This is a genomic window from Pseudomonas bharatica, from assembly GCF_048586865.1.
GTDB classification, from domain to species: Bacteria; Pseudomonadota; Gammaproteobacteria; order Pseudomonadales; family Pseudomonadaceae; genus Aquipseudomonas; species Aquipseudomonas bharatica.
On sequence record NZ_JBMAWR010000018.1, the window covers coordinates 87,019 to 113,000 of the forward strand.

Consider the following 25,982-nt stretch of genomic DNA (forward strand, 5'->3'; position numbering starts at 1 on the left):
CCAGGAAAGGTCAGGCAGGAATTTCGCCTTCGGCGTACATGTCGGCGACCACACGCCACTGGCCCTCGACCAGGCGCCAGACGAACAGGCTCTTCATCGAAAACGCCTCGCCTTCCAGCGGCAGCACGCGCCAGGTCACCCAGGTGTAGGCGGCGCTTTCGCCCAGCCCGGTGACACGGTCGATACGGATCGAGGCACCACGCGAGTCATTGACCAGCGCAGCCAGCAGTTCTTCCAGTTGCGCGGTACCGTGGTACAGCGCGTCGCTGCCGGCGCCGGTGATTTCGGTGTGCTCCGTGTACAGCTCGCGGACGATGGCATTGCCGTCGCGGCGTTCCCACAGGTGTTGCAGCAGGTCGAGACGGGCTTGCAGGGCATTTCTCAAGGCGACAGCAGGCATATTCGAATCCTCTCGGTCGAAGTGGGGGCTCCCTTGTGGGAGCGGTCGGAAGAAAACGTCGGCGGTCAGCGACGGCCGTTGCGGTAGCCGGCGAGCTGGTGGCTGACCTTGCCAAAGGTGCAGATCAGGTTGCGCAGGCTGTCCTTGCCGGGAATACGCGTACGCGGGATCGCACGCATCACGTCCCAATGCCGCGAGCCGCTGGTCATGCCGTCTGCCACCACCTGGCTGATGACATGGCTCGGGGTCACGCCGAAGCCCGAGTAGCCCTGGACGAAGTAGGCGTTGGGGCGTCCGGGCAGGGTGCCGATCTGCGGAAACAGGTTGGCCGTGCACTCCATCGGCCCGCCCCAGGCCAGGTCGATGCGGACCGGTTCCAGGTAGGGGAACACCTTGAGCATCAACTGTCGGTTCCACTCCTTGAGGTCGTTGGGGATGTACTCCAGCAACCGCGTGGCCGAGCCGAACAGCAGGCGGTTCTCGTTGGTTACGCGGTAATACTCGATGACCGGCCGGATATCGCTGAACGCCCCGCGGATCGGGCTGATCTGCTGGATCAGTGCCTCCGGCAGCGGCTCGGTGACCAACTGGAAGGCATAGGTGTTGATCATGCTTTTGTGCAGCTCCGGCTCCAGGCGATCGAGGAAGGCGCCGCAGGACCAGAGGATCTTCCTTGCCCGAACCGAGCCCTTGGCCGTACGGATATGGATGCTGTCGCCGTAGGTGACCTCAAGCACCGGGGTGTTCTCGTAGATCCGTCCACCCAGCCCCACCAGCGCCTTGGCCGAGCCCAGCAGCATGTTCAGCGAATGCAGGTGGCCGTTGCCCATGTGCTTCAGGGCACAGGTGTAGGCGTCCGAGCCGACGATGCTGCGCACTTCGCTGCCTTCCAGGTAGGCAATTTCATGGTTGGGGCTGAGTTGCTTGAACTCCTTTTCCCAGGCTTGCAACAGCTTCCCCTGACGCTTGTTGAAGCCGAGATAGCCGTAGCCGTGACGGAAGTCGGCGTCGATGCCGTACTTGGCAATGCGTGACTGGATAATGCTCGACCCCAGGTCGCTGATCTCGAACACCGCCTGCAAGCCCTCGTCGCCGACGCTCTTGCGGATCTTCTCCAGATCGTGGCCGATGCCGGCCATGATGTGTCCGCCGTTGCGCCCCGAGCCGCCGAAGCCCAGGTAACGCGCCTCCAGCACGACGATATCGGTGACGCCCCGCTCGGCCAGTTCCAGGGCGGTGTTGATCCCGGAAAAGCCGCCGCCGATCACTACCACTTCGGCGTCCAGATCCTCCTCCAGATCGGGAAACTTCAGGTCGTATTTGCGGGTTGCGGTGTAGTAGGTGGTAGGAGTTTCGACGGACAGCATGGGTTCACCTTGTTCTTGTCATGCAGCAAAGGGTTATCGGGACATCGCACCCTGGCCGGCCTGGCGATCCTGCAGGCGGCGAATGGCGTAGAGCACCAGCGAGAGCAGCAGCACACCGATGCCGGTGGCCACTTCCTTGAGCCCGCCATAGCCGGCCAGCTCGGCGGAGGCGGTGCCGACCACCACCACGACGCCGGTGAACAGGCTGAGCACCCAGGCCAGCGGGATCCAGCCACGGCCCAGGCGCACGGGCCGCGGCAGGTCCGGAGCGTCGTGGCGCAGCAGGATGAAGCCGGAAAGCGCAAAGAAGATCGCCACCAGGTAGCCGATATTGGCCGTGACCAGCATGGCCAGCGGTGACGACAGCAGGAAGATCATCGCCAGGTTGAGCACCACCGCCACGCTCATGCAGCGCCCCGGCACCTGGTGCTTGTTGAGGGTACCGAGCTGACGGATGGTCAGGCCTTCCAGGGCCATGCCGTAGAGGGCGCGGGAGCCGTCGGCCAGGGCCGCATTGAGGCCCATGAACAGGCCGACCAGCAGGGCGACGATGAAGAAGTCGCTGAAGCCGCTGCCGACCACGGCATTGAAGGCATCGATGTAGAAACCGCTGGGGTTGGCCAGGGCGGTTTCCCGGTCCACCAGCCCGCCGAGGCCGAAAGCGACGGCGGCGAACACCAGCACGGTATAGGTGCCGGAGGTCAGCAGGGCCAGGCGCATATCGCGCTGGCTGCGATACTCGGGGCCGAAGGCCGCGCACATCTCGGTGCCGTAGGCGCTCCAGCTGACCAGGAACAGCCAGACCAGCGCAGTGCGCCAGAAACCCCAGTCCAGCATCAGCGGCTCGTCCAGCGCGTGGCGGAAACGCTCGAAGCTCCAGCCGTCGCCGAATACCGGCGACACCGCCAGCACCAGGATCGGCACCAGCAACAGCGCGCCCATGTACCTGGACACCGACGCCGCCATATGTACGCCGAGGCGGTTGAACTGCCAGAACACCAGCAGCAGGCCGGCACCGATCAGTTGCGCCAGGCCGACACTGAGCGGGCCGAAGCTGTAGCTCCAGGTCTGGCTGGCGAACCACTGCGCCTGGATCAGCGCACCGGCACTGACGCTGACGATCGACAGCACCGCCGACCAGCCCAGCCAGTAGCCGAAAGAGGCCAGCGGGCCGACCAGGGTGCAGCGCCGGCGCCAGCCTTCGGTGGCGATCATGGCGATGCCGCCGGGTTTGTCCGGGAACATCGCCGTGACTTCGAGGAAGATCCAGTTCTGGCAGGCGCCGATGGCTGCCGAACCGACCCACAGCGCCAGGGCGCCCAGCGGGCCAAGAACGCCGAGGGCGAAGCCGAAGGACGCGAAAATGGAGCCGGACACCGCCATCGACAGGGCGAAGGCGTCGGTCCAGCGCAAGGTTTGCTGCAAATGCTGGCTGTTGTTGTTATTCATGACCGATTACGCAGTGACGGAAGATGAGCCCCGATTAAAGGCCCTTCGCCGCGTTGCCACCACTGCTCACAGCGCCAGACGCTTGGCTTGCCGTGCCAGCGGTCGTGGCGCGCGGCAGCCGGCTTGCCAAAACAATTAACATGTTAGTAAATGTGAAAAAGCTTCGGCGCCAGCCCGGACGGCGCACCACAAGAAAAACACCGGTTCCAGCCGGCCCGAGGTGAAGCATGAATCTGCAGCACGCCAATCTGTTCCAGGGGCGCGAGGGTTTCGAGGTCTGGCACGGTGATCTTGCCAGCAGCTGCGGGACCTTCCATGTCGAACCGCCCGCGGCCCCCATCAACCGCTTCCGCGGTGCGGTGACAGCGCTGGACAGCCAGCGCAGCCACATCGAAGGTGCGCGCATCACCAGCAACTGCTCCCACGTGCACCGCTCGCTGCGAGATATCCGCGGCGACGACAAGGACTTCTTCTACCTGGTGATGCAACTGAGCGGCGAAGCACTGATCCGTCACTGCGACCAGGAAACCCGCCTGGGCCGTGGCGACCTGGTGCTGCTGGACGTGGCGCGCCCCAGCGACTTCTACTTTCGCGGGCTGAGCGACCAGGTCTCGGTGATCCTGCCGCGCGCCGAGGTATTGCAGCGCTTCAGGGAATCACGCCTGCGCCTGAACCAGCGCATCGACGCCAGGTCGGCAATCGGTGGCATGAGCGCGATGCTGATGAGCCAACTGATGGACAACCGCGACCTGGCCAGCACCGAGGCGGAAGCGGTGCTGGACGCCATCCTAGCCCTGCTGCGTCCGGTGCTGGCGCCGCGCCAGGACGCGCCGCTCATTGCACCGCCACCGGCATTGATGACCAAGGCCAAGGCCGTGATCGAACGGCACCTGGCCGATGAAAGCCTCAGCCCGGAACGCATCGCCACGGCGGCGGGAACCTCGGTGCGCAATCTTCACCGGCTATTCGCCCAGCACGAGACCAGCGTCGGCCGCTACATCCTCGAACGGCGGCTGAGCCGCTGCGCGCAGGCGATCCTGCAGAGCGAGGTGAAGATCACCCATATCGCGCTGAGTTGGGGATTCAAGGACCTGAGTCACTTTTCCCGAGCGTTCAAAAGTGCGTTCGGGGTGTCGCCGAGTGAGTATCGGGGGCGGCGGGGGTAGTCGGCATCCAGTGACAGCCAGTTATCCACCGAAGGACTGGATGAGCTCTTGTTGGCCTAATCGCTGGCAAGTCGGGGCGCCGAAACGCAGCTCCCACAGGTCCAGCGGTGCACGCCACCCTGTGGGAGCTGGCTTGCCAGCGATCAGGCCCTTCCAGACAACGTAAATCTCTCTGTCCAAAACAAAAAAGGGGCCGCATCAGCGGCCCCTTTCCTACCCAAAAACCAGAATCAGAAGATGCTGATCGGGTACTCGACGAAGATACGGACTTCGTTGCCGTCGTCGTTGTAGCCGTTGACGCGGACGTTGTCCGAAGTCCGCAGCCAGGAACCACGCAGTTTCACGCTCAGGTCCTTGGCAGGGCCTTCCTGTACTACGTATTTGACCTGGTTGAAGATCTCGCGCTCGGTGCCTTCGCCGAAGCCGTGGGTGTTGATGTTGTCACCACGCACGTAGGCGATGTTGTAGGTCAGGCCCGGTACGCCGACGGCGCTGAAGTCGAAGCCGTAGGCGATCTGCCAGGAACGCTCGTCTTCGGCGTTGAAGTCGGACCAGTAGGAGTTGGCCAGGTAGATGGTCGAACCACCATCACCCACGCCGCCGCCATTCTGGTACCAGCCGTACTGGTAGCCGGTGCTGCCGGTGCTGCGCTGGTGCGCCAGGGTCACCGAGTGAGGGCCGAAGGCGTAGGTGGCCGCCAGGCTCCAGATGGTGTTGTCGTCACCGGTCAGGCCGGCCTTCTGCACGTACTTCTTGTCGATGTCCGACTTGTAGCCGTTGAAGTCCAGGGTCAGCGACTGGTCCTTGGCGATGGCGTGAACGTAGTTCAGGCCCAGGTAGTGCTTCTTCAGCACGTCTTCGACATCGGAGGTGTACAGCGAGGCGGTCAGGTTCGGCAGGAACTTGTAGCTACCGCCGAACACGTTGATCGACTTCAGGCCGCTGTCACGCTGCTCGGTGGACTTGCGCGCTTCGCGGGTATAGCGACCGGCGTTCAGCTCCAGGCCTTCGATTTCCTTGGAGTTGATCGAGGTACCGGTGTAGCTCTCTGGCAGCAGACGGGCATCGTCGTATTGCAGGACCGGCAGCGATGGCATCTGGTCGCCGTACTTCAGCACGGTGTTGGACACGCGGAACTTGACCGCTGCGCCGCCACGGGCGATGTCGTGCTGGGCGTTGCCGCTGTCGCCACGCTTGAAGAAGTCGATACCGCCGCCGCTGTTGTGACCGCTACCGCCGTCCAGGCGCACGGCGTACAGGCCGAAGGCATCAACGCCAACACCGACGGTGCCCTGGGTGAAGCCGGAGGAGAACTTGCCGATGAAGCCTTGGCCCCACTGCATTTGGTCAGGGCTGCCGTGCTTCTTGTCACGGTTCATGTAGGCATTGCGCAGCAGCAGGGTGGCGCTGCTGTCTTCGACGAAGCCCTTGGAAGCTTCCTGGTCGTTGGCCATTGCTTGGGTAGCGGCCATGAGCCCCAGTGCGAGCAGACTGATCCGGGTTTTCAACATCTTGTTTTCCTTATTACGTGATTTGGTACGCACTGCAGCCAAACGCCAGAACCACGCCCCCTGCGTGGGTTGACGCTCACGGACTGAAAATGAAAGGCCCGCATGCGAGTGATCGCAGCGGGCCTTTTATTATTAGTGTCTTGGCCGAACGGCCTGCAGGCGCAGGGGCCGAATCCTAGCCGCGGGCGGAATGCCATGTCAAAAGTTCGTGAAGAGCTGATGACAAAATTCATGTTTTCCGCCGTTTTTCTCGGAAATTCCGTGATAACAGACGCGGAATTCGCCACAGGGTCCGTCAGAAATCGCCGTTGCGGATTGACTCAGGACGCCCATGAAAAAGGGCGATGCCTCCCCGGCATCGCCCTTTCTTCCTGCTGCAAACCGCGCCCTTCAGCCGTGCCAGATACCCGCCAGCGCATCGAGCTCCGCTTCGCTGATCAGGCCGGCGGGATAACGCTCCGCCAGCAGCCGCCGTGGATCGGTCTTCCTGACCCGGATTGGTCCATTGTGTTTCAACCACTGCGCAAGTACCTGGAGCGCTTCATGGTTCATGACTGTCGGGTGCGAAGCCAACTCACGTGCAGTATTCATTTCACACGTACTCCCCAGAGCGTGAGTTGAGCAAACTACTCAAGATTTATGACAAATCCGTGGGATACCACGGGCCGTCCATCTTGTTACCGCTTTCCAGCTTTCGAATTAATACAAAAGCTATGCCACGCACCAAAGCCGCCTGTCGCCCAGGCATAAAAAAACCCGTCGTAAGACGGGTTTTTTCTAACGTCGAATCAGCGACGTGCCGGCGCCGGCTGTTGCTGGGTCAGGCAGTGGATGTTGCCACCGCCCAGCAGCAGCTCACGGCCAGGCACCATGACGACCTCGTGTTCCGGGAACAGGCGCGCCAGGATCGTCCGGGCCTCGGCATCGGCCGGGTCGTCGAAACTCGGGGCAATGATGCCGCCATTGACGATCAGGAAGTTCACGTAGGAACCGGCCAGCCGCGAGGACGGGCTGCGCTCCTGGCTACCCGCAACCATGTCTACGCCATCGCACTCGTCCTGGGTGGCGTACATCGGCCCCGGAATAGGCATCTTGTGCACCACGAACGAACGCCCCTTGGCATCGCGCTGGCTTTCCAGCACCGCCATGGCCGCACGGCAACGGCTGTAGTTGGGGTCATTGGAATCATCGGTCCAGGCCAGTAACACTTCGCCCGGGCTGACGTAACAGCAGAAGTTATCGACGTGGCCGTCGGTTTCATCGTTGTACAGACCGTCCGGCAGCCAGACGATGGTGTCCACCGCGAGGTTGTCGCGCAGGATGGTTTCGATCTGCTCGCGGTTCAGGTGCGGGTTGCGGTTGGCATTGAGCAGGCATTCCTCGGTAGTGATCAAGGTGCCTTCGCCATCGACGTGGATCGAGCCGCCTTCGAGCACGAAGCCCTCGGTGACATACCGCGCGGTGCGCTCCAGCCCCATGATCTTGCCGGCGACCTGCTCGTCGCGGTTCCAGGGCGCATAGAGGCCGCCGTTGAAGCCGCCCCAGGCGTTGAAGCCCCAGTCCACGCCACGCACTTCGCCGCTGTCGTTGATAACGAAGGTGGGGCCGGTGTCACGCACCCAGGCGTCGTCGTTGCTCAGTTCGACCACACGAATATTCGGCTCGTCGCCCAGGCGCGACACGGCATTCTCGTACTGCGCAGCGGACACGCCGACGGTCACCGGCTCGAAGCGGGCGATGGCCTTGGCCACGGCAGCGTGGGCAGCCTGGGCCGGCTTGCCGCCCAGGCGCCAGTTATCCGGACGCTCTGGCCAGATCATCCAGACCTGGGTTTGCGGTGCCCATTCGGCAGGCATATGGAAGCCATCGTCACGGGGGGTAGAGGTCAAGGTCTTCATGGGGCGCACCTGGGTGGATGATCGAGTGAGCGAATTTATATCCGATAAATATCGATAATGAAAGCCATGAAACAAAATCCACACACATAAAAAAGCCGGTTAAACCGATAAGAATCGGCTTAACCGGCTGCGATTCACGCTCTAGAGGTCTTCTGACAACACCCGGGCAATGCTGTCCACGAAGAAGTCGACGCTTTGACGAGTGGTGCACATCGGCGGCTTGATCTTGAGGATATTCAGGTAATCCCCAGTGGGCTGCATGAAGATCCCCAGGTCACGCAGGCGATTGCACAGGGTCATGGTCTCCTCGGTTGCCGGCTCCAGGGTGTCGCGGCTGCGTACCAGTTCCAGGCCGAGATAGAAACCGGAACCATGCACTGCGCCAGCCAGCGGATATTCATCGACCAGTTGCTGCAGCCGCGCCTTGAAGTATCCGCCCACGTCACGGGCGTTTTCCCACAGCCCCTCCTCGGCCATCACATCCAGCACTGCCATGCCGATGCGGCAGCTCACCGGGCTGCCGCCGGCGGAGGAGAAGAAGTAGCCCTCGGCTTCCAGTGCTTCGGCGATGGCCCGGGTGGTGATCACCGCACCCAGCGGATGACCGTTGCCCATGCCCTTGGCCATGGTGATGATGTCCGGCACCACGCCCTGCTCCTCGAAGCCCCAGAAATACTCGCCCATGCGCCCGTAGCCGACCTGCACTTCGTCGGCGATGCATACCCCGCCGCGCTCGCGCACCCGGGCATAGACCTGTTGCAGGTAGCCCGGCGGCAGCGCGATCCCGCCCGCATTGCCATACACCGGCTCGCAGATGAAGCCGGCCAGCTGGCGGCCGGTGGCGTCCACTTCGGCCAGGGTCGCCTCGACGTCGCGCACATAGTCGGCGGTGCTGTCGCTGCCTCGGTACTTGCCACGGTAGGTGTTCGGCGCGGTGACCGGGTGCACCCACTGCGGCCGGGTGGTGAGGGCCTGCGGGTTGTCGGCGATGGACGTCGAGATGGCATCGGTAGCCACCGACCAGCCGTGGTACGCCTCGAGCACACTGAGCATGTCGCGCCCGCCGCTGGCGGCCCAGGCCAGGCGGATCGCCAGGTCGTTGGCTTCGGTGCCGCTGTTGACCAGGAACACCCGGTCCATGCCCTTGGGCGCCAGGGCCAGCAAGCGCTCGGAGAACTCGGCGATGGCTGCGTAGTGGAAGCGCGAGTTGGTATTGAGCAGCGACCATTGCCGGGCCGCCTCGCTGACCATGCGCGGATGCCCGTGGCCAAGTACCGCGACGTTATTGAGCATGTCCAGGTAAGACCGGCCCTGCAGGTCGATCAGGTAGTTGCGCCAGCCGCGCTCGATCTGCGGTGGCTGCTGGTAATAATGCTTCTGCGAGCGGGCGAAGCTGGCGTCGCGGCGCGCCAGCAGGGCCTGCGGATCGCCAGGTGACGGGGCATCGCAATCGAAGCCGAGCAGCGCCGCCGGCGAGGGGCAGACAGTCCGCCAGGCGCTGGCCCGGGACGGCACGACAAACGCCGGCGGACGCAGGCCGGGAACCCGGCACAGCTGCACGGTGAGCGTACCTTCGACCTGGCCCAGCGGCTGGCCGGCTTCGACCACCTGCCCATCGCTCAGCCCATTGCCACAGCCCCACAGCCACAAGCCGGCCTGCGCGCCTTGCAGGCAGCCGGCATTCGGCCCGCCGACCTGCCAGGTCCCGGCGAACGGGGCCCGCACCTCGGCACCCGGCTCCAGGAGCAACTCCACCTGCAAGGCGAAGGTTTCCGGCTCGCGCGGGTCGTCGATATGGGTACGGGACAAGCGGTACTGGCCATACAACGACGAGGCCGGTGCCGGCTGTTGCAGCAGCAGTTGCCGGTCGATACCCGGTGTTTCCCAGTTGCCGGCGCTGTAGTGCTCGCTGAGCACGCCAAGGTCGAGGCGAGTCACCGCCTGGCCGACCAGGCCAGGCAGCAGCGGCGTGCAGCCATCCAGGTCGAGCCCCACCGGCTCCAGGCCCACGCTCTGCAGGATCGCCGCCTCCATCAGCTCGAAGGGTACGCTGTCGGCGACGTCGAAGATTTCCCACTCATGGACCAGGTTGTCGCGGATATAAGCATTGCCCGGCTCCACGCCCAGTTGCTGCTCGCTGCTTAGTACCAGCACGGCGGCACGGGCGACCACCAGCGGCCAAAGCGCCTTGAGTTCGGCCTCGGTCAATGGATTGATGGCGTGATAGGCGGCCACCGCCGGAAGGATGCGCAGCGGGTCGCCCTCGGCATGATGCAGCAGCGCCGCGCAGGTCACCGACAGGTCGGCGATGCGCCAGGTATGCAGCAGATCGCCGAAGTCGATCACGCCTTGCAGTTGCCACTGCCGCTCGGCATCACGCTGCCAGACCACATTGTCGTCGGTGATATCCAGGTGCACGGCCTGCGCCGGCAAGTCGTCCCGGACCTGCGCCAGCACCTCGTGCGCCCGGGCCGACGCGGCCTGCAGGCGCGCCTTGCGCGGCCCCTCGGCCAGTACCGGCAACAGGTGACCGACCAGAGCCTGGGCATGCCGTGGGTCCCATTGCAGGGTGCGATCCAGCCCTGGGTGGCTGAAACCGGCCAGGGCCTGGCCGACACGGGCGCACAGCGCGCCCAGTTCTGCGACCAGGCGCGGGTCGATGTGCTTGAGGCGGGTGAGGGTCTGGCCGTCGATGTAGTCCAGCAACCGGGCACGCACCTTCTGGCCGTCGATATCCAGCGACAACAACTGCTCGCCGGACACCGCAGCACGCACCCCGGGCACCGGCACGCCACGCTCGCGCAGGTAGCCCAGGGCCGCGTGCTGGGCCTCCAGCTCCTGCGTCGAGTATTCGCCGTGGCAAACCTTGAGCACAAAGCGCCCCTGGTCGCTATCGACCCGGAAGTTCAGGTCCTGCTGGCTGCCCAGCGCCTGCAACCCACCGTCCAGCCCATAGTGCTGGTTGAGCAAGGCGCGGGCCTGGCGTTCGCTGAGGGTCGGGCAAGGTTGGCTGGCGCGTTGGACGAGCGTGCTGAGGGGCATGGCGGAGACCTCGGTTTTTTTGCGGCTTATATCGCCATTTGCACTGACATTACGCAAGGGGGGTGGTTAAAATTCCGCACAATTTAGCGCCCTTCGTTGAATAAAACGCGACAAAGCGGTTATCCAGCGCAATGTGCTTGCACGGATCGGTGCCTACACACAAGCTATGCACCTTTTTGCTCAATGTCAGTTATGGAAGAAAGGCAGCCCGACATGCGAATTCTCATCACCGGTGGAGCCGGTTTCATTGGTTCGGCACTGGTGCGCCACCTGATCAACAACACCGACCACGAAGTGCTCAACCTGGACAAGTTGACCTACGCAGGCAACCTGGAGTCGTTGACCAGCATCGCCACCAATACCCGCTACGAATTCGTCCAGGCGGATATCGTCGATCAGGCGAAGGTCAGCGCGGTCCTGGAGCGCTTCCAGCCCCATGCGATCATGCACCTGGCGGCCGAGTCGCACGTCGACCGTTCCATCGACGGCCCCTCGGACTTCATCCAGACCAACATCGTCGGCACCTACAGCCTGCTGGAGGCCGCTCGTAGCTACTGGTCGAAACTGCCGGCCGGCGAACGCGAAGCCTTCCGTTTCCACCACATCTCCACCGATGAGGTCTATGGCGACCTGCACGGCGTCGACGACCTGTTCACCGAGACCACACCCTACGCGCCAAGCTCACCGTATTCGGCGAGCAAGGCCGCGTCCGATCATCTGGTCCGCGCCTGGCACCGCACCTATGGCCTGCCGGTCCTGCTGACCAATTGCTCGAACAACTACGGGCCGTTCCACTTCCCGGAAAAGCTCATTCCGCTGGTCATCCTCAATGCCCTGGCGGGCAAGCCGCTGCCGGTCTATGGCAATGGCCTGCAGGTACGCGACTGGCTGTTCGTCGAGGATCACGCCCGCGCCCTGTTCAAGGTGGTCACCGAGGGTGCCGTCGGCGAGACCTACAACATCGGCGGACACAACGAACAAAAGAACATCGACGTGGTGCGCGGCATCTGCGCCCTGCTCGAAGAATTGGCGCCACAGCGTCCGCAGGGCGTGGCCAGCTACGCCGACCTGATCACCTATGTTCAGGACCGTCCCGGCCACGACCAGCGCTACGCGATCGACGCCAGCAAGATCGAACGCGAGCTGGGCTGGGTTCCCGAAGAAACCTTCGAGACCGGCCTGCGCAAGACCGTCCAGTGGTACCTGGATAACCTGGAATGGTGCCGCCATGTTCAGGACGGCAGCTACCAGGGACAACGCATGGGCACCACCGACTTCAAGGATTTGATTGCATGACCAAAGGTATCGTCCTGGCGGGCGGCTCCGGCACCCGCCTGCACCCCATTACCCTCGGCGTTTCCAAGCAACTGCTGCCGATCTACGACAAACCGATGATCTACTACCCGATCTCGGTACTGATGCTCGCCGGCATCCGCGAGATCCTGCTGATTTCCACTCCGCAGGACCTGCCGCAGTACCGCCAATTGCTGGGTGACGGTAGCCAGTTCGGTATCGAGATCAGTTATGCCGAACAGCCGTCTCCGGACGGCCTCGCCCAGGCCTTCCTGATCGGTGAAGAATTTATCGGCAGCGACTCGGTTTGCCTCGTGCTGGGCGACAACATTTTCCACGGCCAGGGCTTCACCACCCAACTGCTGAAGGCGGCCAGCCATGCCAACGGTGCTACCGTTTTCGGTTACTGGGTCAAGGATCCAGAGCGTTTCGGCGTGGTGGAATACGACGCCGAAGGCCGTGCCCTGTCGATCGAAGAAAAGCCCAAGCAGCCAAAGTCCAGTTATGCGGTCACCGGGCTGTATTTCTACGACAACGACGTGGTCGACATCGCCAAGGCGGTCAAGCCTTCGCCACGCGGCGAGCTGGAAATCACCGACGTCAACAATGCCTATCTGAAGCGCGGCGACCTGCGTGTCGAGCGTCTCGGCCGTGGCTTTGCCTGGCTTGACACCGGCACCCACGACAGCCTGCTGGAAGCCTCGCAGTACGTGCAGACCATTGAACATCGCCAAGGCCTGAAAGTAGCTTGCCTGGAAGAGATCGCCTTCCAGCATGGCTGGATCAGCTCAGAGCAACTGTCCGCCCGGGCAGAAGCCTTGAGCAAGACCGGCTATGGTCAATATCTGCTTGGATTGATGAGCAAGACACGATGAAAGTCACCACCAGTACGCTGCCAGAAGTTCTGATCATCGAACCGAAGGTTTTCGGTGATGCCCGAGGTTTTTTCTACGAAAGCTTTAATGAGCGGGAGTTCGCTGCACAGACCGGAGTCAGCGCTCATTTCGTCCAGGACAATCACTCGCGCTCGCAAAAAGGCGTGCTGCGTGGTTTGCATTACCAGATTGAAAATGCGCAAGGCAAAGTGGTGCGGGTCACGGCGGGCGAGGTGCTTGATGTGGCCGTGGACCTGCGCCGCAGCTCACCGAATTTTGGCCGCTGGACCAGTATTCGCCTTTCAGCGCAGAACAACCGACAGCTATGGATTCCGCCAGGATTCGGCCACGGTTTCGTGGTGCTCAGCGACGTTGCGGAGTTCCTCTACAAAACCACCGACTACTACAACCCCGAAGCCGAGCGCTGCGTGCGCTGGGACGATCCGACCCTGGCCATCGACTGGCAGATCGAGGGCGCGCCGCTGCTCTCGGCCAAGGACCAGAATGGCAAGCTGCTGGAAGAAGCGGACCTGTTCCCATGAGGATCCTTATCAGCGGTCGCAACGGCCAGCTCGCCCAGGCACTGCAACAGGCGCTGGGCGACCTCGGCGAACTGCACGTGCTCGGCCGCGACCAGCTCGACCTGGCCTATCCCGAGCGCATTGCCGAAAAGGTCCGCGCCATCGGCCCCGACCTGATCATCAACGCGGCCGCACACACGGCGGTGGACCAGGCCGAGAGCGAGCCGCAAGCGGCCTTCGCCATCAATGCCAGGGCCCCGGGCATCTTCGCCGAAGAAGCCGCGCGCCTGGGCGTGCCGCTGATCCACTACTCCACCGACTATGTCTTCGACGGCAGCAAGCAAGGCCGCTACACCGAGGACGATGCGACCAATCCGCTGGGCGTCTATGGCCAGAGCAAACTGGCGGGCGAACAGGCGATTGCTGCGGTCGGCGGGCAGCACCTGATCCTGCGCACCAGTTGGGTCTACTCGACCCATGGGCGCAACTTCCTGCTGACCATGCAGCGCCTGCTGCAAGAGAAGCCGGAACTGCGCGTGGTCGCCGACCAGATCGGCGCGCCGACCTGGGCCGGAACCATCGCCGCAAGCACCCGCCAGCTCATCCAGCGCTGGCAGGCCGGCCAGGCCGGTGCCTGGGGCCTGTACCACCTGACCGCGCAGGGTGAAACCTCGTGGTTCGGCTTCGCCCAGGCCATCGGCGAACAGCTCAAGGCCCAGGGCAGGCCCTGTGCCAACCTGGTGCCGATCCCGTCCAGCGAGTACCCGACGCCCGCCCGCAGGCCGTTGAACTCGCGCCTGGATTGCAGCCGCCTGCAACGTGAGTGGAACGTCAGCCAGCCCGACTGGCACCAGGCGCTGATCGACTGCCTGAAGTAGCGCATAATGCGCCAGATCCTTCTGGCGCATTTTCGCGATGACCATGACCCCCAGCCTTCCCCGCCGCCCCCGCTGGCGCAGCCTCGCCCTTCTGGCCCTGTGCCTGGCGCCGTTGCTCTGGCCGCTGAACCGCCTCGCCGAGCACTATTACCAGGACGAACTGGCCAGCCAGAACCGCCAGACCCTCGACCTGTACGTCGCCAACCTGCTCGGCACCCTGCGCCGCTTCGAAGCCCTGCCGCAGATCCTCGGCGACCTGCCGACCCTGCGCGCCGTGCTGGCCGACCCGCTGCGCCTGGAATTCCAGACCAACGCCAACCGCAGGCTCAAGGAAATCAGCACCCAGACCGGCGCCGAAGTCATCTACCTGATGGACGCCAAGGGCAACACCCTGGTCGCGTCCAACTGGGACAAGAAGGACAGCTTCATCGGCCGCAACTTCTCTTTCCGCCCGTACTTCAGCGACGCCACCGCCGGGCGCCTGGGGCGCTTCTTCGGCCAGGGCACCACCTCGGCCAAGCGCGGCTATTTCTTTGGCGCGCCAGTCTGGGACAACGGCCAGGTGATCGGCGTCCTGGTGGTCAAGGTCGATCTCGACCATACCGAAACCCTTTGGGGCAAAAGCCCGGAACAACTGCTGCTGACCGATAGCAACGGCGTCGTGGTGCTGACCTCGCGCCCTGAATGGCGCTTCCGTGCCACCCGGCCGCTCAGTGATGAGGAGCGCCAGTCGATCACCGCGATCCAGCCCTACCCGACCCAGGAACCGCAGCCGCTCAACCTCGACCGCAAGGCCTGGCTGGTGCAGACCCGCTCGATTCCGGAGACCGGCTGGGAAGTGAACATCCTTGCCCCGCGGGTGCTGGTAGACCGCTCGGTAAGCACCGTGATGGCCGTCGGCGCCGCCACCCTGCTGGTGGTGATGCTGCTGGTCGGCCTGGTGATGCAGCGTCGTCGCCACTACATGGACCGCATCGACTTCGAAGCCCATGCCCGCCACGACTCGGAAAAACGCGTGGCCGAACGTACCGCCGACCTCGAAGGCCTCAACCGGCGCCTGAAAACCGAGGTACTGGAGCGCGAGCAGGCCCAGCAGGAGGCCGCCCGTGCCCAGGACGAGCTGGTCCAGGCCGGCAAGCTGTCGGTGCTCGGGACCATGTCGGCGAGCATCAGCCACGAGCTCAACCAGCCACTGGCGGCAATCCGCAGCTACGCGGAAAACGCCGAGATCCTGCTCGACCACCAGCGCATCGACGACGCACGCGGCAACCTCAAGCTGATCAACGAACTGACCGGGCGCATGGCTTCGATCATTGCGCACCTGCGCGCCTTTGCCCGCCGCGACCGCCATGCGCCGGAAAGCGTGGCGCTGCAACCGGCGCTGGACGATGCCCTGGCCCTGCTGGCCAAGCGTCGCCGGGCCATGGCCGTGGAGCTGATCCGCGATCTGCCGGAAGCCACCCTGTGGGTCCAGGCCGGCGAGACCCGCTTGCGCCAGGTGCTCGGCAACCTGCTGGCCAACGCCCTCGACGCCCTGACCGAAAAGGCCAACCCGCGCAAGCTCTGGCTAAGTGCCGAACGCCGCGATGATTACGTCTACCTGACGATCCGCGACAACGGTCCCGGCTTCACCAGCCAGGCCATGGCCCACGCCCGCGAGCCGTTCTTCACCACCAAAACCCGCACCCAGGGCCTTGGCCTGGGCCTGGCGATCTGCGACACACTGATGCGTGCGCTGGGCGGCGAGCTGCTGCTGGCCAACCACCCGGAGGGCGGTGCGCTGCTGACCCTGCAACTGCGCGTGGCCAAGCCCGGCGCCAATCTTCAGACTTCGGAGGACTCCTTGGCATGACCGAGCCCCTGATCGACAGCCGCACCCAGGTGATCCTGGTCGACGACGACCCGCACCTACGCCAGGCCCTCAGCCAGACCCTCGACCTCGCCGGCCTGCGCGTCCTGCCGCTGAGCGATGCCCAGGGCCTGGCCGGGCGCATCGAGGCCGACTGGCCAGGCGTGGTGGTCAGCGATATCCGCATGCCCGGCATCGACGGCCTGCAATTGCTCGAGCAACTGCACGGCCAGGACCCGGACCTGCCGGTGCTGCTGATCACCGGCCACGGCGACGTGCCGCTGGCGGTCCAGGCCATGCGTGCCGGGGCCTACGATTTCCTGGAAAAGCCGTTCGCCAGCGATGCCCTGCTCGACAGCGTGCGCCGTGCCCTTTCGTTGCGCCGCCTGGTGCTGGACAACCGCAGCCTGCGCCTGGCCCTGAGCGACCGCCAGGAACTGAGCGGTCGCCTGGTCGGCCATTCGCCGTCGATCCAGCGCCTGCGCGAACAGATCGGCGCCCTCGCCGGCACCCGCGCCGACGTGCTGATCCTCGGCGAAACCGGTGCCGGCAAGGAAGTCGTGGCCCGTGCCCTGCACGACCTGTCCAGCCGTCGCGACGGTCCGTTCGTGGCGATCAACGCCGGCGCGCTGGCCGAGTCGGTGGTGGAAAGCGAACTGTTCGGCCACGAGCCCGGCGCCTTTACCGGCGCGCAGAAAAGGCGCATCGGCAAGTTCGAATTCGCCAATGGCGGCACCCTGTTCCTCGACGAAATCGAGAGCATGAGCCTGGACGTGCAGGTCAAGCTGCTGCGCATGCTCCAGGAGCGGGTGCTGGAGCGCCTCGGCGGCAACCAGCAGATCCCCCTAGACATCCGGGTGATCGCGGCAACCAAGGAAGATTTGCGCCAGGCCGCCGACCAGGGCCGCTTCCGCGCCGACCTGTATTACCGCCTGAACGTCGCGCCGCTGCGCATTCCGCCACTTCGCGACCGCGGCGACGACATCCTCGTGCTGTTCCAGCATTTCGCCGATGCCGCCAGCGCGCGTCACGGCCTGCCGGCCCACGAGCTGCAACCGGCGCAGCGGGCGATGCTGCTGCGCCACGATTGGCCGGGCAACGTGCGCGAACTGCAGAACGCCGCCGAACGCTTCGCCCTCGGCCTGGAACTGGCCCTCGACGGCCAGGCTGAAAGCAGCACCGCGCCGCAGGACCTGCCGCCGGCGCAGGGCAACCTCAGCGAGCAGGTCGAGCACTTCGAGCGCTCGCTGATCGCCGCCGAGCTGACCCGCCCCCACGGTTCCATGCGCAGCCTCGCCGAAGCCCTCGGCATTCCGCGCAAGACCCTGCACGACAAGTTGCGCAAGCATGGCCTGAGCTTCGCCGACAGCCATGTCGCCGATGACCCCGAGGACACCCGCTGATGAGCAGCGACAGCCACTACCTGGAAAACATCCTGCACCACGACATCCCGCTGACGCGCGAGATGGGCATGGGCGTACTGGACTGGCAGGCACGCTGCCTGCGCCTGCGTCTGCCGCTGGAGCCCAACGTCAACCACAAGAGCACCATGTTCGGCGGCAGCCTGTACTGCGGCGCGGTGCTGGCGGGCTGGGGCTGGCTGCACCTGCGCCTGCGCGAGGCGGGGGTCGATGACGGGCATATCGTCATCCAGGAAGGGACGATCAGTTATCCGCTGCCCGTGACAGGCGCGGCCATCGCGGTCTGCGAGGCGCCGGAAGAGAAGGTCTGGGAGCGCTTCATCAAGACCTATGAACGTCATGGCCGGGCGCGCTTGGGCCTGCATACCCGGGTGTTCAACGAAAACACCGAAAAGCCCGCCGTGGAGTTCGACGGGCAGTACGTGCTACATCGCTGAGGCCAGCGCCAACAGCTTGCCGCGCCACGGAGCGGTGGCCGGCAGGCCGAGGAAGAACGGATTGAGCAACGACTCGCGAGGCGGATAGACGAACGCCTCGCCATCCAGGCCCAGCACTTCGCCGCCCGCCCCTTCCAGCACGCCCTGGGCGGCGGCGGTATCCCATTGCGAGGTCGGCGCCAGGCGCGGGTAGCAATCCGCGGCGCCTTCGGCCAGCAGGCAGAACTTCAGGGAACTGCCGACATTCGCCAGTTCCAGCTCGCCCAGCGCTTCGCCCAGGCCGGCCAGCAGGCGCTCCTGCTGCGGGCTGGAATGACGGCGACTGGCAACCACGGTGAATGCCTCACCCGAGGGCGGCGCCAGGCGTACCCGGATCGCCTCCACCGAACCATCGGCCTCGGCACGCCAGGCGCCGATGCCCTGGCCGCCGTAGTAGCAACGGCCATTGACCGGCATCGCCACCACCCCGAACACCACCCGGCCCCGTTCGACCAGGGCGATGTTCACGGTGAATTCCTCGGTGCCAGCGATGAATTCCTTGGTGCCGTCCAGCGGGTCCACCAGCCACCAGCGCTGCCAGGCCTGGCGCTGTTGCAGCGGGATGTCGCAATCCTCTTCCGACAGCACCGGGATCTCCGGCGCCAGCGCCTGCAAACCTTCGGCGATGACCTTGTGCGCGGCCAGGTCGGCGGCGGTCACCGGGGAGTCGTCGGCCTTGGCAACCACCTCGACGTCAGCGCGCCAGAACGGCAGGATGGCCTCACCTGCGCGGCGGGCCAGGGCCACCACCTGTGGCATAAGGTCGACAGGGTTCATACCGGGAAGACTCCACGCTGGGTCAGCAGATCACGCACCAAGTACAGCGCCGCCAGCGCCCGGCCTTCGGAGAACTGCGGATGCTGGGCCAATGCCGACAGCTCGCGCAGGCTGACGCGGTCGACGCGCATCGGCTCCGGTTCGTCGCCCGGCAGGCTCTCTTCGTAGAGGTCGGTGGCCAGTACCACCTGGATCTTCTGGCTCATGTAGCCCGGAGACAGCGACAGCTCGGTGATGTGCTCCAGTTGCCGGGCGCCATAGCCGGCCTCTTCCTTCAGCTCGCGGTTGGCCGCCGCCAGCACGTCCTCGCCCGGCTCGATCAGGCCCTTGGGCAGGGACAGCTCGTATTCGTCGGTGCCGCCGCAATACTCCTCGACCAGCACCGCATGCTCGCTGTCGAGCATCGCCACGATCATCACCGCGCCATAGCCGTTGCCACGCCCGACCAGGCGTTCATAGGTACGCTCGGTGCCATTGGCAAAGCGCAACTGCACGGCTTCGACACGGAACAGGCGGCTGCTGGCGACGATCTCGCTGGAGAGGACAGTGGGTTTCTGGCGCATGAGGGGGCGGCTCCTTGGCGGTAACGGGGTACTATACCGCCCACCACGGCCTGACCGAACGAGAATCTTGCACATGCTTCCCCTCGCCTGGCGCGATATAGACACCGTCCTGCTGGACATGGACGGCACCCTGCTCGACCTGCACTACGACAACCACTTCTGGCTGGAGCTGTTGCCCCAGCGCTATGCCGAGCACCACGGGATCAGCCGGGCCATGGCCGAGCTGGAAATCCAGCCGTTGTTCGAGCGGCACGCCGGGTCGCTGAACTGGTATTGCCTGGATTTCTGGACCCGGGAACTGAACCTGCCGATTCGCGAACTGAAGCAGCAGAGTGCCGACCTGATCGCCTTGCGACCGGATGCCGATACGTTTCTGGCCGCGCTGCGTGAAGCCGGCAAACGGGTGATCCTGATCACCAACGCCCACCGCGATTCCCTGTCGCTGAAACTGGAGCGGGTGGCGCTGGCGCCGTATTTCGAACGGATGATCAGCTCGCACGACTATGGTTTCCCCAAGGAGAACCAGCAGTTCTGGAGCGCCTTGCGCGCCGATACCGGCTTCGATCCGTCGCGCAGCCTGTTCATCGACGACACCCTGGCGATCCTGCGCAGCGCCCGCGCCTTCGGTGTCGCCCACCTGCTCGCCGTACGCCAGCCGGACAGCCGCAAGCCTGCGCGCGATACCGAGGAATTCGCGGCGCAGGAAGACTACCGGGCTTTACTGGAAGGGCTGTGAAAGCTGACCCGGCCTCATCGCTGGCAAGCCAGCTCCCACAGGGATCGCATGCACCGCGGACTCTGTGGGAGCTGGCTTGCCAGCGATGAGGCCTCAGACACAACACAAGGCTCGAAGGATTACTCCGGAATACGCAGCACCTGCCCCGGATAGATCTTGTCCGGATGGCTCAACAGCGGTTTGTTGGCCTCGAAGATCTTGTTGTATTTATTGGCATCGCCGTACTCGGCCTTGGCAATCGCGCTGAGGGTGTCGCCCTTTTTCACCGTCACGAACCGCGCCGCCTGGGCCACCGGCCCGGCCACGGTGATCTGGTCATCCACCGACGCCACGCCCTGGATATTGCCCAGGGCCAGAAGAATCTTCTCCTTCTCTTCCTGGCTGCTCACTTCACCAGTGACGATAACCTTGTCACCTTCCACCGTGGCCTGCACATTGGGGTTGCCGAGCCCCACCTTGGCCACATGCTCCTTGAGCTGCTCACCGGCATTGGCATTGCCGGGCGTCAGCAGATCGATGAGTTTTTCCCCCGCTTCTTTCACGAAACTGAACAGACTCATAGCGCTCTCCCTGATAAAGGAATCTCGGAGCCCAAAGTCTAGGACAGGTTAGAATGCCCCGCCCGCCAGCCCCGAGACGACGATGGACATCAAACAGCTGAAATTCCTCATCGCCCTGGATGAAACCCGCCATTTCGGCCAGGCCGCCGCGCTGTGCCACGTGACCCAGCCGACCCTGTCGATGCGCCTGCGCAACCTGGAGCGCGAGCTGGGGCTGGAACTGGTCAACCGTGGCCAGCGCTTCGAGGGTTTTACCGCCCAGGGCGAACGGGTGCTGGCCTGGGCCCGCTCGGTGCTCGCCGCCTACGACGGACTGCAGGCCGAGGCCGCCGCCTGTCGCGGGCACCTGGCCGGTACCCTGCGCCTGGGCATGGTGCCGCTGTCCAGCTTCGATCCGCTGCCGCTGCTGCAACGCCTGCACCGCCAGCACCCGGACCTGGCCTTCGAACTTAGCGCCCTCAGTTCCGAGCAGATCCTCGAACAGCTCACCAGCAACCGCCTCGACCTCGGCCTGTCGTACCTGGAGCGCCTCGACCAGGAGCGTTTCGAAGCCCTGCCGCTGGGTGAGTCGCCCATGGGCCTGCTCTACGACCCGGCGCATTTCCAGTTCGACGATGCACCGCTGCACTGGGAAGCCCTGGCCGGACTGCCCCTGGGCCTGCTTACCGCCGGCATGCATTTCCGCCAGTCGGTGGACCACAATTTCCATAGCCGCGGCATCACCCCGCGCCTGCTGTTGCAGACCGACGCTGTCCATCAGTTGGTCCAGGCCGTGCACGGCGGCCTGTGCTGCGCGGTGATGCCGCTGGGCAGCGGCCTCGAAGCAGTAACCGGCGGCTTGCGCCTGCACCCCATCGAACAGGCCGCCACCCTCGCTCCGCTGGGCCTGATCATGCGCCGTACCGCGCCGCGCTCGGCCCTGGCCGAAGCCTGCCTCGGCGAATACCGCAAACTGCTCGACGAAGCCTGATCGACGGCCTCTATCGGCACATCGGCACAAGCGATTAGACGATACCCGAGCGCAGGCCTAGGCTTAAAGCCTGATCAGCCTTGCCGGTATTCCAATAAATGAGCAGCAAACCCCCGGTTTGCGCGGCCTCCACCAGCCTGGAAGCCCCTGCCGCCAGCGTGCGTTACGACTACAGCCAGCTCGAAGACCAGTCTCCCGCCAGTGCCGACCTCGCCGAGGAAGTGGCCCTGGCCATCGCCTACAACGGCATCAGCCAGGCGGTGATGCTGGTCAGCCCCACCGATCTCGACGATTTCGTGGTCGGGTTCAGCATTGGCAGCGGCATCGTCGACAGCGCCGACGAGATCTACGACATCAAGCTCGCCGGCAGCGGTTCGGCGCTGCACGCCCAGGTGGAAATCGCCAGCCGCGCGTTCTGGAACCTCAAGACCCAACGCCGCCAGTTAGCCGGCACCAGCGGCTGCGGCCTGTGCGGCGTGGAAGCCGTGGAACAGGCCCTGCCCGACCTCAAGGTGCTGCCCGGCGCAGCGCTGCCGCCGCCTGAATGGCTGGTCGGCCTGCGCCAGCGTATTGGTGCCTTCCAACCCCTCGGCCAGCACTGCGGCGCGGTCCACGCGGCGGCATTCATGGACGCCAGCGGTGAACTGCTCTTTGGCCGCGAGGATATCGGCCGGCACAACGCCCTCGACAAACTGATCGGCGCCCTGGTCCGCCAGCGCATCGACACCCGGGGCGGCCTGGCCGTGGTCACCAGCCGCTGCAGCCTGGAACTGATCCAGAAAGTCCTGCGCGCCGGCATCCAGACCCTGGTCAGCCTGTCGTCGCCCACCGGCCTGGCCCTGCAATGGGCCCGGCGCCATAACCTGAACCTCATCCACCTGCCGCAGCACAGTGCACCAAGGGTCTACAGCCCTGCACGGGAGAACAGATCGTGAGCCTGCATCATCAAGCCGACCAGAAACCCGTTCCGCGCTACAAACCCTACAACGGCGCTGCCGGAGGCTGGGGCGCGCTACGCAGCGTGGTACAGGCGTGGGTCGGTAGCGACAACGCCCTGAAGAACATCCGCGCCCTGCTCAAGACCAACCAGAACGGCGGTTTCGACTGCCCGGGCTGTGCCTGGGGCGACTCGCCGGAACACGGCATGGTCAAGTTCTGCGAGAACGGCGCCAAGGCGGTGAACTGGGAAGCGACCAAGCGCCGCGTCGACCCGACCTTCTTCGCCCGCCACAGCGTCACCTCGCTGCTCGCGCAGAGTGACTACTGGCTCGAATACCAGGGCCGATTGACCGATCCGATGGTCTACGACCCGGTGGGTGACCGTTACCGGCCGATCGCCTGGGACGACGCCTTCGCCCTGATCGCCCGCCACCTGAACGCGCTGGAAAGCCCGGACCAGGCCGAGTTCTACACCTCGGGCCGGGCCAGCAACGAAGCGGCCTATCTCTACCAACTGTTCGTCCGCGCCTACGGCACCAACAACTTCCCGGACTGCTCGAACATGTGCCACGAGGCCAGCGGCGTGGCCCTGAGCCAGAGCGTCGGGGTCGGCAAGGGCACGGTCACCTTCGACGACTTCGAGCACGCCGATGCGATCTTCGTCTGGGGCCAGAACCCGGGAACCAACCACCCGCGCATGCTCGAACCGTTGCGCGAGGCCGTGCAGCGCGGCGCCCAGGTGGTATGCATCAACCCGCTCAAGGAGCGCGGCCTGGAGCGCTTCCAGCACCCGCAGCACCCGATCGAGATGCTGACCAACGGCGACAAACCGACCAACACCGCCTTCTTCCGCCCGGCCCTGGGTGGCGACATGGCGATGATGCGCGGCATGGCCAAGTTCCTCCTGCAGTGGGAGCGCGAGGCGCTGGCCAAGGGTGAAGCGCCGATCTTCGACCACGATTTCATTGCCGAGCACACCGCCACCGTCGACGACTACCTGGCGGTAGTCGATGCCACCTCATGGGAACAGATCCAGACCCAATCCGGCCTGCCCCTGAGCGAGATCGAACTGGCCGCGCGGATGTACGTGAAGGCAAGGAAGGTCATCATGTGCTGGGCCATGGGCATCACCCAGCACCGCCACTCGGTGCCGACCATCCAGGAAATCGCCAACCTCATGCTGCTGCGCGGCAACCTCGGCCAGCCGGGCGCCGGCCTGTGTCCGGTGCGCGGCCACAGCAACGTGCAGGGCGACCGCACCATGGGCATCAACGAACGCCCGCCGGTGGCGCTGCTGGATTCGCTGGAGCGTCGTTTCGGCTTCCCGGTGCCGCGGCACAACGGCCACAACACGGTCGAGGCGATCCACGCCATGCTCGCTGGCCGGGCCAAGGTGTTCATCGGGCTGGGCGGCAACTTCGCCCAGGCCACTCCCGACACCGAGCGCACCGCCCAGGCCCTGCGCAACTGCGACCTGACCGTGCATATCAGCACCAAGCTCAACCGCAGCCACCTGGTCCACGGCAAGGAAGCGTTGATCCTGCCCTGCCTTGGCCGTACCGATATCGACCAGCAAGGCGAAGGCCCGCAGGCCGTGACCGTGGAAGACTCGTTCAGCATGGTCCACGCCTCCAACGGCCAGCTCAAGCCGCTGTCGTCGCAGATGCGCTCGGAACCTGCGGTGATCGCCGGTATCGCGGCGGCGACCGTGGGCAACCATCCGGTGGACTGGAACTGGCTGATCGCCGACTACGACCGCATTCGCGACCTGATCGCCGAAACCATCCCCGGCTTCGACCGCTTCAACGAACGGCTCAAGCACCCGGGTGGTTTCTACCTCGGCAACAACGCCGGCCAGCGCATCTGGAAAACCGCCAGCGGCAAGGCCAACTTCAAGGCCAACCGCCTGCCGGACGACCTGATTCACGAAGGCGTGCGGGCCAGCGGCAAACTGCCGGACCTGATCATGCAATCGATGCGCTCGCACGATCAGTACAACACCACCATCTATGGGCTGGACGACCGTTATCGCGGGGTGCGCGGGCAGCGCAACGTGCTGTTCGCCAACGAGGCGGACATCCTTCGCCTGGGCTTCAACCCGGGTGACAAGGTAGACATCGTGTCGCTGTGGGGGGATGGCCTGGAGCGTCGGGTCACCGGCTTCACCTTGCTGGCGTTCGATATCCCGGCGGGGCAGGCGGCGGCCTACTATCCGGAGGTGAACCCGCTGGTGCCGCTGGAGAGCGTGGGGGATGGCAGCCATACCCCGACCTCGAAGTTCGTCGCGATCCAGCTGAAGCCGGCCAGCTTTGAGGCCCGGATCATCTAGGTTGTTGCTGATGGCCTCTTCGCCGGCAACGCCGGCTCCCACAAGGTTCGGCGGTGTACGCGATTCCTGTGGGAGCCGGCGTTGCCGGCGATGAGGCCCTCGAATCCACCACAGAACTGTCAGAAGGGCACATCCCCCAGGATGGTCGCCCGATGCATCACCCGCCGCTGCGGCCGGTAATCATCCACCGCGTAATGCTGGGTCACGCGGTTGTCCCAGAACGCCACGTCACCCACCTGCCAGCGCCAGCGGATGGTGAATTCCGGGCGCGTAGCGTGGGCGAACAGCAGCGTCAGGATCGCCTCGCTTTCCTGCTCGCTCAGCTCGTTGATCCGGGTGGTGAACCCGTCACTGACGAACAACGACTTTCTGCCACTCACCGGATGCGTGCGGATCACCGGATGGGAGATCGGCGGGTTGGCCTTGCGCGTGGCTTCCCAGCGCGCCAGGTCCTCCGGTGTGCTGCCGAAGCGCGCCAGGGGGAACGACTTGGTGAAATCATGGGTCGCCGTCAACCCGTCCAGCAGGCGCTTCAACGGCTCGGACAGCGCCTCGTACGCCGCGATCCCGCTGGCCCACAAGGTATCCCCGCCAAACGTCGGCACCTGCTTTGCCGCCAGCACCGCTCCCAGCGCCGGGGTCGGCAGGAAGGTCACGTCGGTGTGCCAGATGGCGTTGTCGCGCACATCGGTGACCGCAGTGTCGAGTACCAGCACCTGCGGGGTTTCCGGAATGTTCGGGTAGATCGGGTGAATATGCAGGTCGCCAAAGCGCGCCGCGAAATTAGCCTGTTGCTGCGGGGTGATCGATTGCTCGCGGAAGAACAGCACCTGGTGCGCGAGCAGGGCTTGCTCGATGGCATCGCGGGTGGTGGCGTCGATCTCGCGGCTGAGGTCCACGCCGCTGATGTGTGCGCCGAGCGCCGGGCTCAGCGGGGTAATGATCAGGCTCATGTCTGTCTC

Annotated in this window: 23 protein-coding genes; 12 read left to right on the top strand and 11 right to left on the bottom strand. The window is 64.8% G+C overall.

The features are described from left to right. Positions 1-10 precede the first annotated feature (10 nt). The 3 genes from ACKLLE_RS19525 to ACKLLE_RS19535 form a co-directional block, all read right to left on the bottom strand. Positions 11-400, bottom strand: a complete 390-nt coding sequence (locus ACKLLE_RS19525) for a nuclear transport factor 2 family protein (RefSeq protein WP_420058795.1) — start codon at positions 398-400, stop codon at positions 11-13. Between the two features lie 65 nt (positions 401-465). Further along, the gene (locus tag ACKLLE_RS19530; RefSeq protein ID WP_420058797.1) at positions 466-1,767 is read right to left on the bottom strand and encodes an NAD(P)/FAD-dependent oxidoreductase; all 1,302 of its coding nucleotides are present in this window, start codon (positions 1,765-1,767) and stop codon (positions 466-468) included. A gap of 33 nt (positions 1,768-1,800) precedes the next feature. Beyond that, positions 1,801-3,216, bottom strand: a complete 1,416-nt coding sequence (locus tag ACKLLE_RS19535) for an APC family permease (RefSeq protein ID WP_420058798.1) — start codon at positions 3,214-3,216, stop codon at positions 1,801-1,803. Between the two features lie 227 nt (positions 3,217-3,443). Between ACKLLE_RS19535 and feaR the strand changes: the two genes are divergently transcribed. Continuing rightward, positions 3,444-4,382, top strand: coding sequence for a transcriptional regulator FeaR (gene feaR / locus ACKLLE_RS19540; RefSeq protein WP_420058800.1), 939 nt, complete (start codon positions 3,444-3,446; stop codon positions 4,380-4,382). 230 nt (positions 4,383-4,612) lie between these two features. On the opposite strand, the gene ACKLLE_RS19545 is transcribed toward feaR, so the two are convergent. From ACKLLE_RS19545 to ACKLLE_RS19560, 4 genes are all read right to left on the bottom strand, one after another. Next, positions 4,613-5,893, bottom strand: a complete 1,281-nt coding sequence (locus ACKLLE_RS19545) for an OprD family porin (protein ID WP_420058801.1) — start codon at positions 5,891-5,893, stop codon at positions 4,613-4,615. Positions 5,894-6,283: 390 nt separating this feature from the next. After that, a complete protein-coding gene (locus tag ACKLLE_RS19550; protein WP_037059064.1) occupies positions 6,284-6,484 on the bottom strand; it encodes a hypothetical protein in 201 nt (66 codons plus the stop codon). A gap of 197 nt (positions 6,485-6,681) precedes the next feature. Beyond that, positions 6,682-7,791: an agmatine deiminase gene (gene aguA / locus ACKLLE_RS19555; protein ID WP_420058802.1), complete on the bottom strand. Its 1,110-nt coding sequence runs from the start codon at positions 7,789-7,791 to the stop codon at positions 6,682-6,684. A 141-nt stretch (positions 7,792-7,932) separates the two neighbouring features. Next, positions 7,933-10,833, bottom strand: coding sequence for an aminotransferase (locus ACKLLE_RS19560; protein WP_420058803.1), 2,901 nt, complete (start codon positions 10,831-10,833; stop codon positions 7,933-7,935). 213 nt (positions 10,834-11,046) lie between these two features. Here ACKLLE_RS19560 and rfbB point away from each other — a divergent pair, with 213 nt between their 5' ends. The 7 genes from rfbB to ACKLLE_RS19595 are packed head-to-tail and all read left to right on the top strand — an operon-like array spanning position 11,047 to position 18,107. Continuing rightward, complete coding sequence (gene rfbB, locus ACKLLE_RS19565) at positions 11,047-12,129, top strand: dTDP-glucose 4,6-dehydratase (RefSeq protein WP_420058804.1); 1,083 nt, start codon at positions 11,047-11,049, stop codon at positions 12,127-12,129. Then, entirely contained in the window at positions 12,126-13,001 is an 876-nt protein-coding gene (gene rfbA, locus ACKLLE_RS19570; protein ID WP_420058805.1) for a glucose-1-phosphate thymidylyltransferase RfbA, read from the top strand. The genes rfbB and rfbA overlap by 4 nt, the downstream gene beginning before the upstream one ends. Beyond that, positions 12,998-13,543: a dTDP-4-dehydrorhamnose 3,5-epimerase gene (gene rfbC, locus ACKLLE_RS19575; protein ID WP_009396018.1), complete on the top strand. Its 546-nt coding sequence runs from the start codon at positions 12,998-13,000 to the stop codon at positions 13,541-13,543. Before rfbA ends, rfbC begins: the two co-directional genes overlap by 4 nt. Next, positions 13,540-14,400, top strand: coding sequence for a dTDP-4-dehydrorhamnose reductase (rfbD, locus tag ACKLLE_RS19580; RefSeq protein WP_420058806.1), 861 nt, complete (start codon positions 13,540-13,542; stop codon positions 14,398-14,400). The genes rfbC and rfbD overlap by 4 nt, the downstream gene beginning before the upstream one ends. 37 nt (positions 14,401-14,437) lie before the next feature. Further along, positions 14,438-16,252 carry a sensor histidine kinase gene (locus tag ACKLLE_RS19585; RefSeq protein ID WP_420058807.1) on the top strand — a complete coding sequence of 605 codons (1,815 nt, stop codon included), beginning with the start codon at positions 14,438-14,440 and terminating at the stop codon, positions 16,250-16,252. After that, on the top strand, positions 16,249-17,652 hold the full coding sequence (locus ACKLLE_RS19590; RefSeq protein WP_420058808.1) for a sigma-54-dependent transcriptional regulator: 1,404 nt from the start codon (positions 16,249-16,251) through the stop codon (positions 17,650-17,652). Before ACKLLE_RS19585 ends, ACKLLE_RS19590 begins: the two co-directional genes overlap by 4 nt. Continuing rightward, on the top strand, positions 17,652-18,107 hold the full coding sequence (locus ACKLLE_RS19595; RefSeq protein ID WP_420058809.1) for a YiiD C-terminal domain-containing protein: 456 nt from the start codon (positions 17,652-17,654) through the stop codon (positions 18,105-18,107). Before ACKLLE_RS19590 ends, ACKLLE_RS19595 begins: the two co-directional genes overlap by 1 nt. Here ACKLLE_RS19595 and cysQ read toward each other — a convergent pair. Both cysQ and nudE read right to left on the bottom strand, forming a co-directional pair. Beyond that, complete coding sequence (cysQ, locus tag ACKLLE_RS19600) at positions 18,096-18,923, bottom strand: 3'(2'),5'-bisphosphate nucleotidase CysQ (protein WP_420058810.1); 828 nt, start codon at positions 18,921-18,923, stop codon at positions 18,096-18,098. The two genes, ACKLLE_RS19595 and cysQ, sit on opposite strands and share 12 nt — an antisense overlap. Then, positions 18,920-19,486 (bottom strand): ADP compounds hydrolase NudE, encoded by a 567-nt coding sequence (gene nudE, locus ACKLLE_RS19605; protein ID WP_009396011.1) that lies wholly within the window; start codon positions 19,484-19,486, stop codon positions 18,920-18,922. The genes cysQ and nudE overlap by 4 nt, the downstream gene beginning before the upstream one ends. Before the next feature lie 73 nt (positions 19,487-19,559). Between nudE and yrfG the strand changes: the two genes are divergently transcribed. Next, a complete protein-coding gene (gene yrfG / locus ACKLLE_RS19610; RefSeq protein ID WP_064303804.1) occupies positions 19,560-20,222 on the top strand; it encodes a GMP/IMP nucleotidase in 663 nt (220 codons plus the stop codon). A 119-nt stretch (positions 20,223-20,341) separates the two neighbouring features. Here yrfG and lysM read toward each other — a convergent pair whose 3' ends face one another. Continuing rightward, complete coding sequence (lysM, locus tag ACKLLE_RS19615; protein WP_420058811.1) at positions 20,342-20,782, bottom strand: peptidoglycan-binding protein LysM; 441 nt, start codon at positions 20,780-20,782, stop codon at positions 20,342-20,344. A gap of 82 nt (positions 20,783-20,864) precedes the next feature. Between lysM and ACKLLE_RS19620 the strand changes: the two genes are divergently transcribed. The 3 genes from ACKLLE_RS19620 (at position 20,865) to ACKLLE_RS19630 (ending at position 25,020) form a co-directional block, all read left to right on the top strand. Then, the gene (locus tag ACKLLE_RS19620; protein ID WP_420058812.1) at positions 20,865-21,752 is read left to right on the top strand and encodes a LysR family transcriptional regulator; all 888 of its coding nucleotides are present in this window, start codon (positions 20,865-20,867) and stop codon (positions 21,750-21,752) included. Between the two features lie 98 nt (positions 21,753-21,850). Next, positions 21,851-22,687, top strand: coding sequence for a formate dehydrogenase accessory sulfurtransferase FdhD (fdhD, locus tag ACKLLE_RS19625; RefSeq protein ID WP_420058813.1), 837 nt, complete (start codon positions 21,851-21,853; stop codon positions 22,685-22,687). Beyond that, positions 22,684-25,020, top strand: coding sequence for an FdhF/YdeP family oxidoreductase (locus tag ACKLLE_RS19630; RefSeq protein ID WP_420058814.1), 2,337 nt, complete (start codon positions 22,684-22,686; stop codon positions 25,018-25,020). Before fdhD ends, ACKLLE_RS19630 begins: the two co-directional genes overlap by 4 nt. 119 nt (positions 25,021-25,139) lie before the next feature. Here ACKLLE_RS19630 and tauD read toward each other — a convergent pair whose 3' ends face one another. Continuing rightward, entirely contained in the window at positions 25,140-25,973 is an 834-nt protein-coding gene (gene tauD / locus ACKLLE_RS19635; RefSeq protein ID WP_420058815.1) for a taurine dioxygenase, read from the bottom strand. Between the last annotated feature and the right edge of the window lie 9 nt (positions 25,974-25,982).

Excerpts from the sequence above, each read along its gene's own strand:
- ACKLLE_RS19525 (WP_420058795.1), bottom strand. The coding sequence starts at position 400 with ATGCCTGCTGTCGCCTTGAGAAATGCCCTGCAAGCCCGTCTCGACCTG.
- ACKLLE_RS19530 (WP_420058797.1), bottom strand. The coding sequence starts at position 1,767 with ATGCTGTCCGTCGAAACTCCTACCACCTACTACACCGCAACCCGCAAA.
- ACKLLE_RS19535 (WP_420058798.1), bottom strand. The coding sequence starts at position 3,216 with ATGAATAACAACAACAGCCAGCATTTGCAGCAAACCTTGCGCTGGACC.
- feaR (WP_420058800.1), top strand. The coding sequence starts at position 3,444 with ATGAATCTGCAGCACGCCAATCTGTTCCAGGGGCGCGAGGGTTTCGAG.
- ACKLLE_RS19545 (WP_420058801.1), bottom strand. The coding sequence starts at position 5,893 with ATGTTGAAAACCCGGATCAGTCTGCTCGCACTGGGGCTCATGGCCGCT.
- ACKLLE_RS19550 (WP_037059064.1), bottom strand. The coding sequence starts at position 6,484 with ATGAATACTGCACGTGAGTTGGCTTCGCACCCGACAGTCATGAACCAT.
- aguA (WP_420058802.1), bottom strand. The coding sequence starts at position 7,791 with ATGAAGACCTTGACCTCTACCCCCCGTGACGATGGCTTCCATATGCCT.
- ACKLLE_RS19560 (WP_420058803.1), bottom strand. The coding sequence starts at position 10,833 with ATGCCCCTCAGCACGCTCGTCCAACGCGCCAGCCAACCTTGCCCGACC.
- rfbB (WP_420058804.1), top strand. The coding sequence starts at position 11,047 with ATGCGAATTCTCATCACCGGTGGAGCCGGTTTCATTGGTTCGGCACTG.
- rfbA (WP_420058805.1), top strand. The coding sequence starts at position 12,126 with ATGACCAAAGGTATCGTCCTGGCGGGCGGCTCCGGCACCCGCCTGCAC.
- rfbC (WP_009396018.1), top strand. The coding sequence starts at position 12,998 with ATGAAAGTCACCACCAGTACGCTGCCAGAAGTTCTGATCATCGAACCG.
- rfbD (WP_420058806.1), top strand. The coding sequence starts at position 13,540 with ATGAGGATCCTTATCAGCGGTCGCAACGGCCAGCTCGCCCAGGCACTG.
- ACKLLE_RS19585 (WP_420058807.1), top strand. The coding sequence starts at position 14,438 with ATGACCATGACCCCCAGCCTTCCCCGCCGCCCCCGCTGGCGCAGCCTC.
- ACKLLE_RS19590 (WP_420058808.1), top strand. The coding sequence starts at position 16,249 with ATGACCGAGCCCCTGATCGACAGCCGCACCCAGGTGATCCTGGTCGAC.
- ACKLLE_RS19595 (WP_420058809.1), top strand. The coding sequence starts at position 17,652 with ATGAGCAGCGACAGCCACTACCTGGAAAACATCCTGCACCACGACATC.
- cysQ (WP_420058810.1), bottom strand. The coding sequence starts at position 18,923 with ATGAACCCTGTCGACCTTATGCCACAGGTGGTGGCCCTGGCCCGCCGC.
- nudE (WP_009396011.1), bottom strand. The coding sequence starts at position 19,486 with ATGCGCCAGAAACCCACTGTCCTCTCCAGCGAGATCGTCGCCAGCAGC.
- yrfG (WP_064303804.1), top strand. The coding sequence starts at position 19,560 with ATGCTTCCCCTCGCCTGGCGCGATATAGACACCGTCCTGCTGGACATG.
- lysM (WP_420058811.1), bottom strand. The coding sequence starts at position 20,782 with ATGAGTCTGTTCAGTTTCGTGAAAGAAGCGGGGGAAAAACTCATCGAT.
- ACKLLE_RS19620 (WP_420058812.1), top strand. The coding sequence starts at position 20,865 with ATGGACATCAAACAGCTGAAATTCCTCATCGCCCTGGATGAAACCCGC.
- fdhD (WP_420058813.1), top strand. The coding sequence starts at position 21,851 with ATGAGCAGCAAACCCCCGGTTTGCGCGGCCTCCACCAGCCTGGAAGCC.
- tauD (WP_420058815.1), bottom strand. The coding sequence starts at position 25,973 with ATGAGCCTGATCATTACCCCGCTGAGCCCGGCGCTCGGCGCACACATC.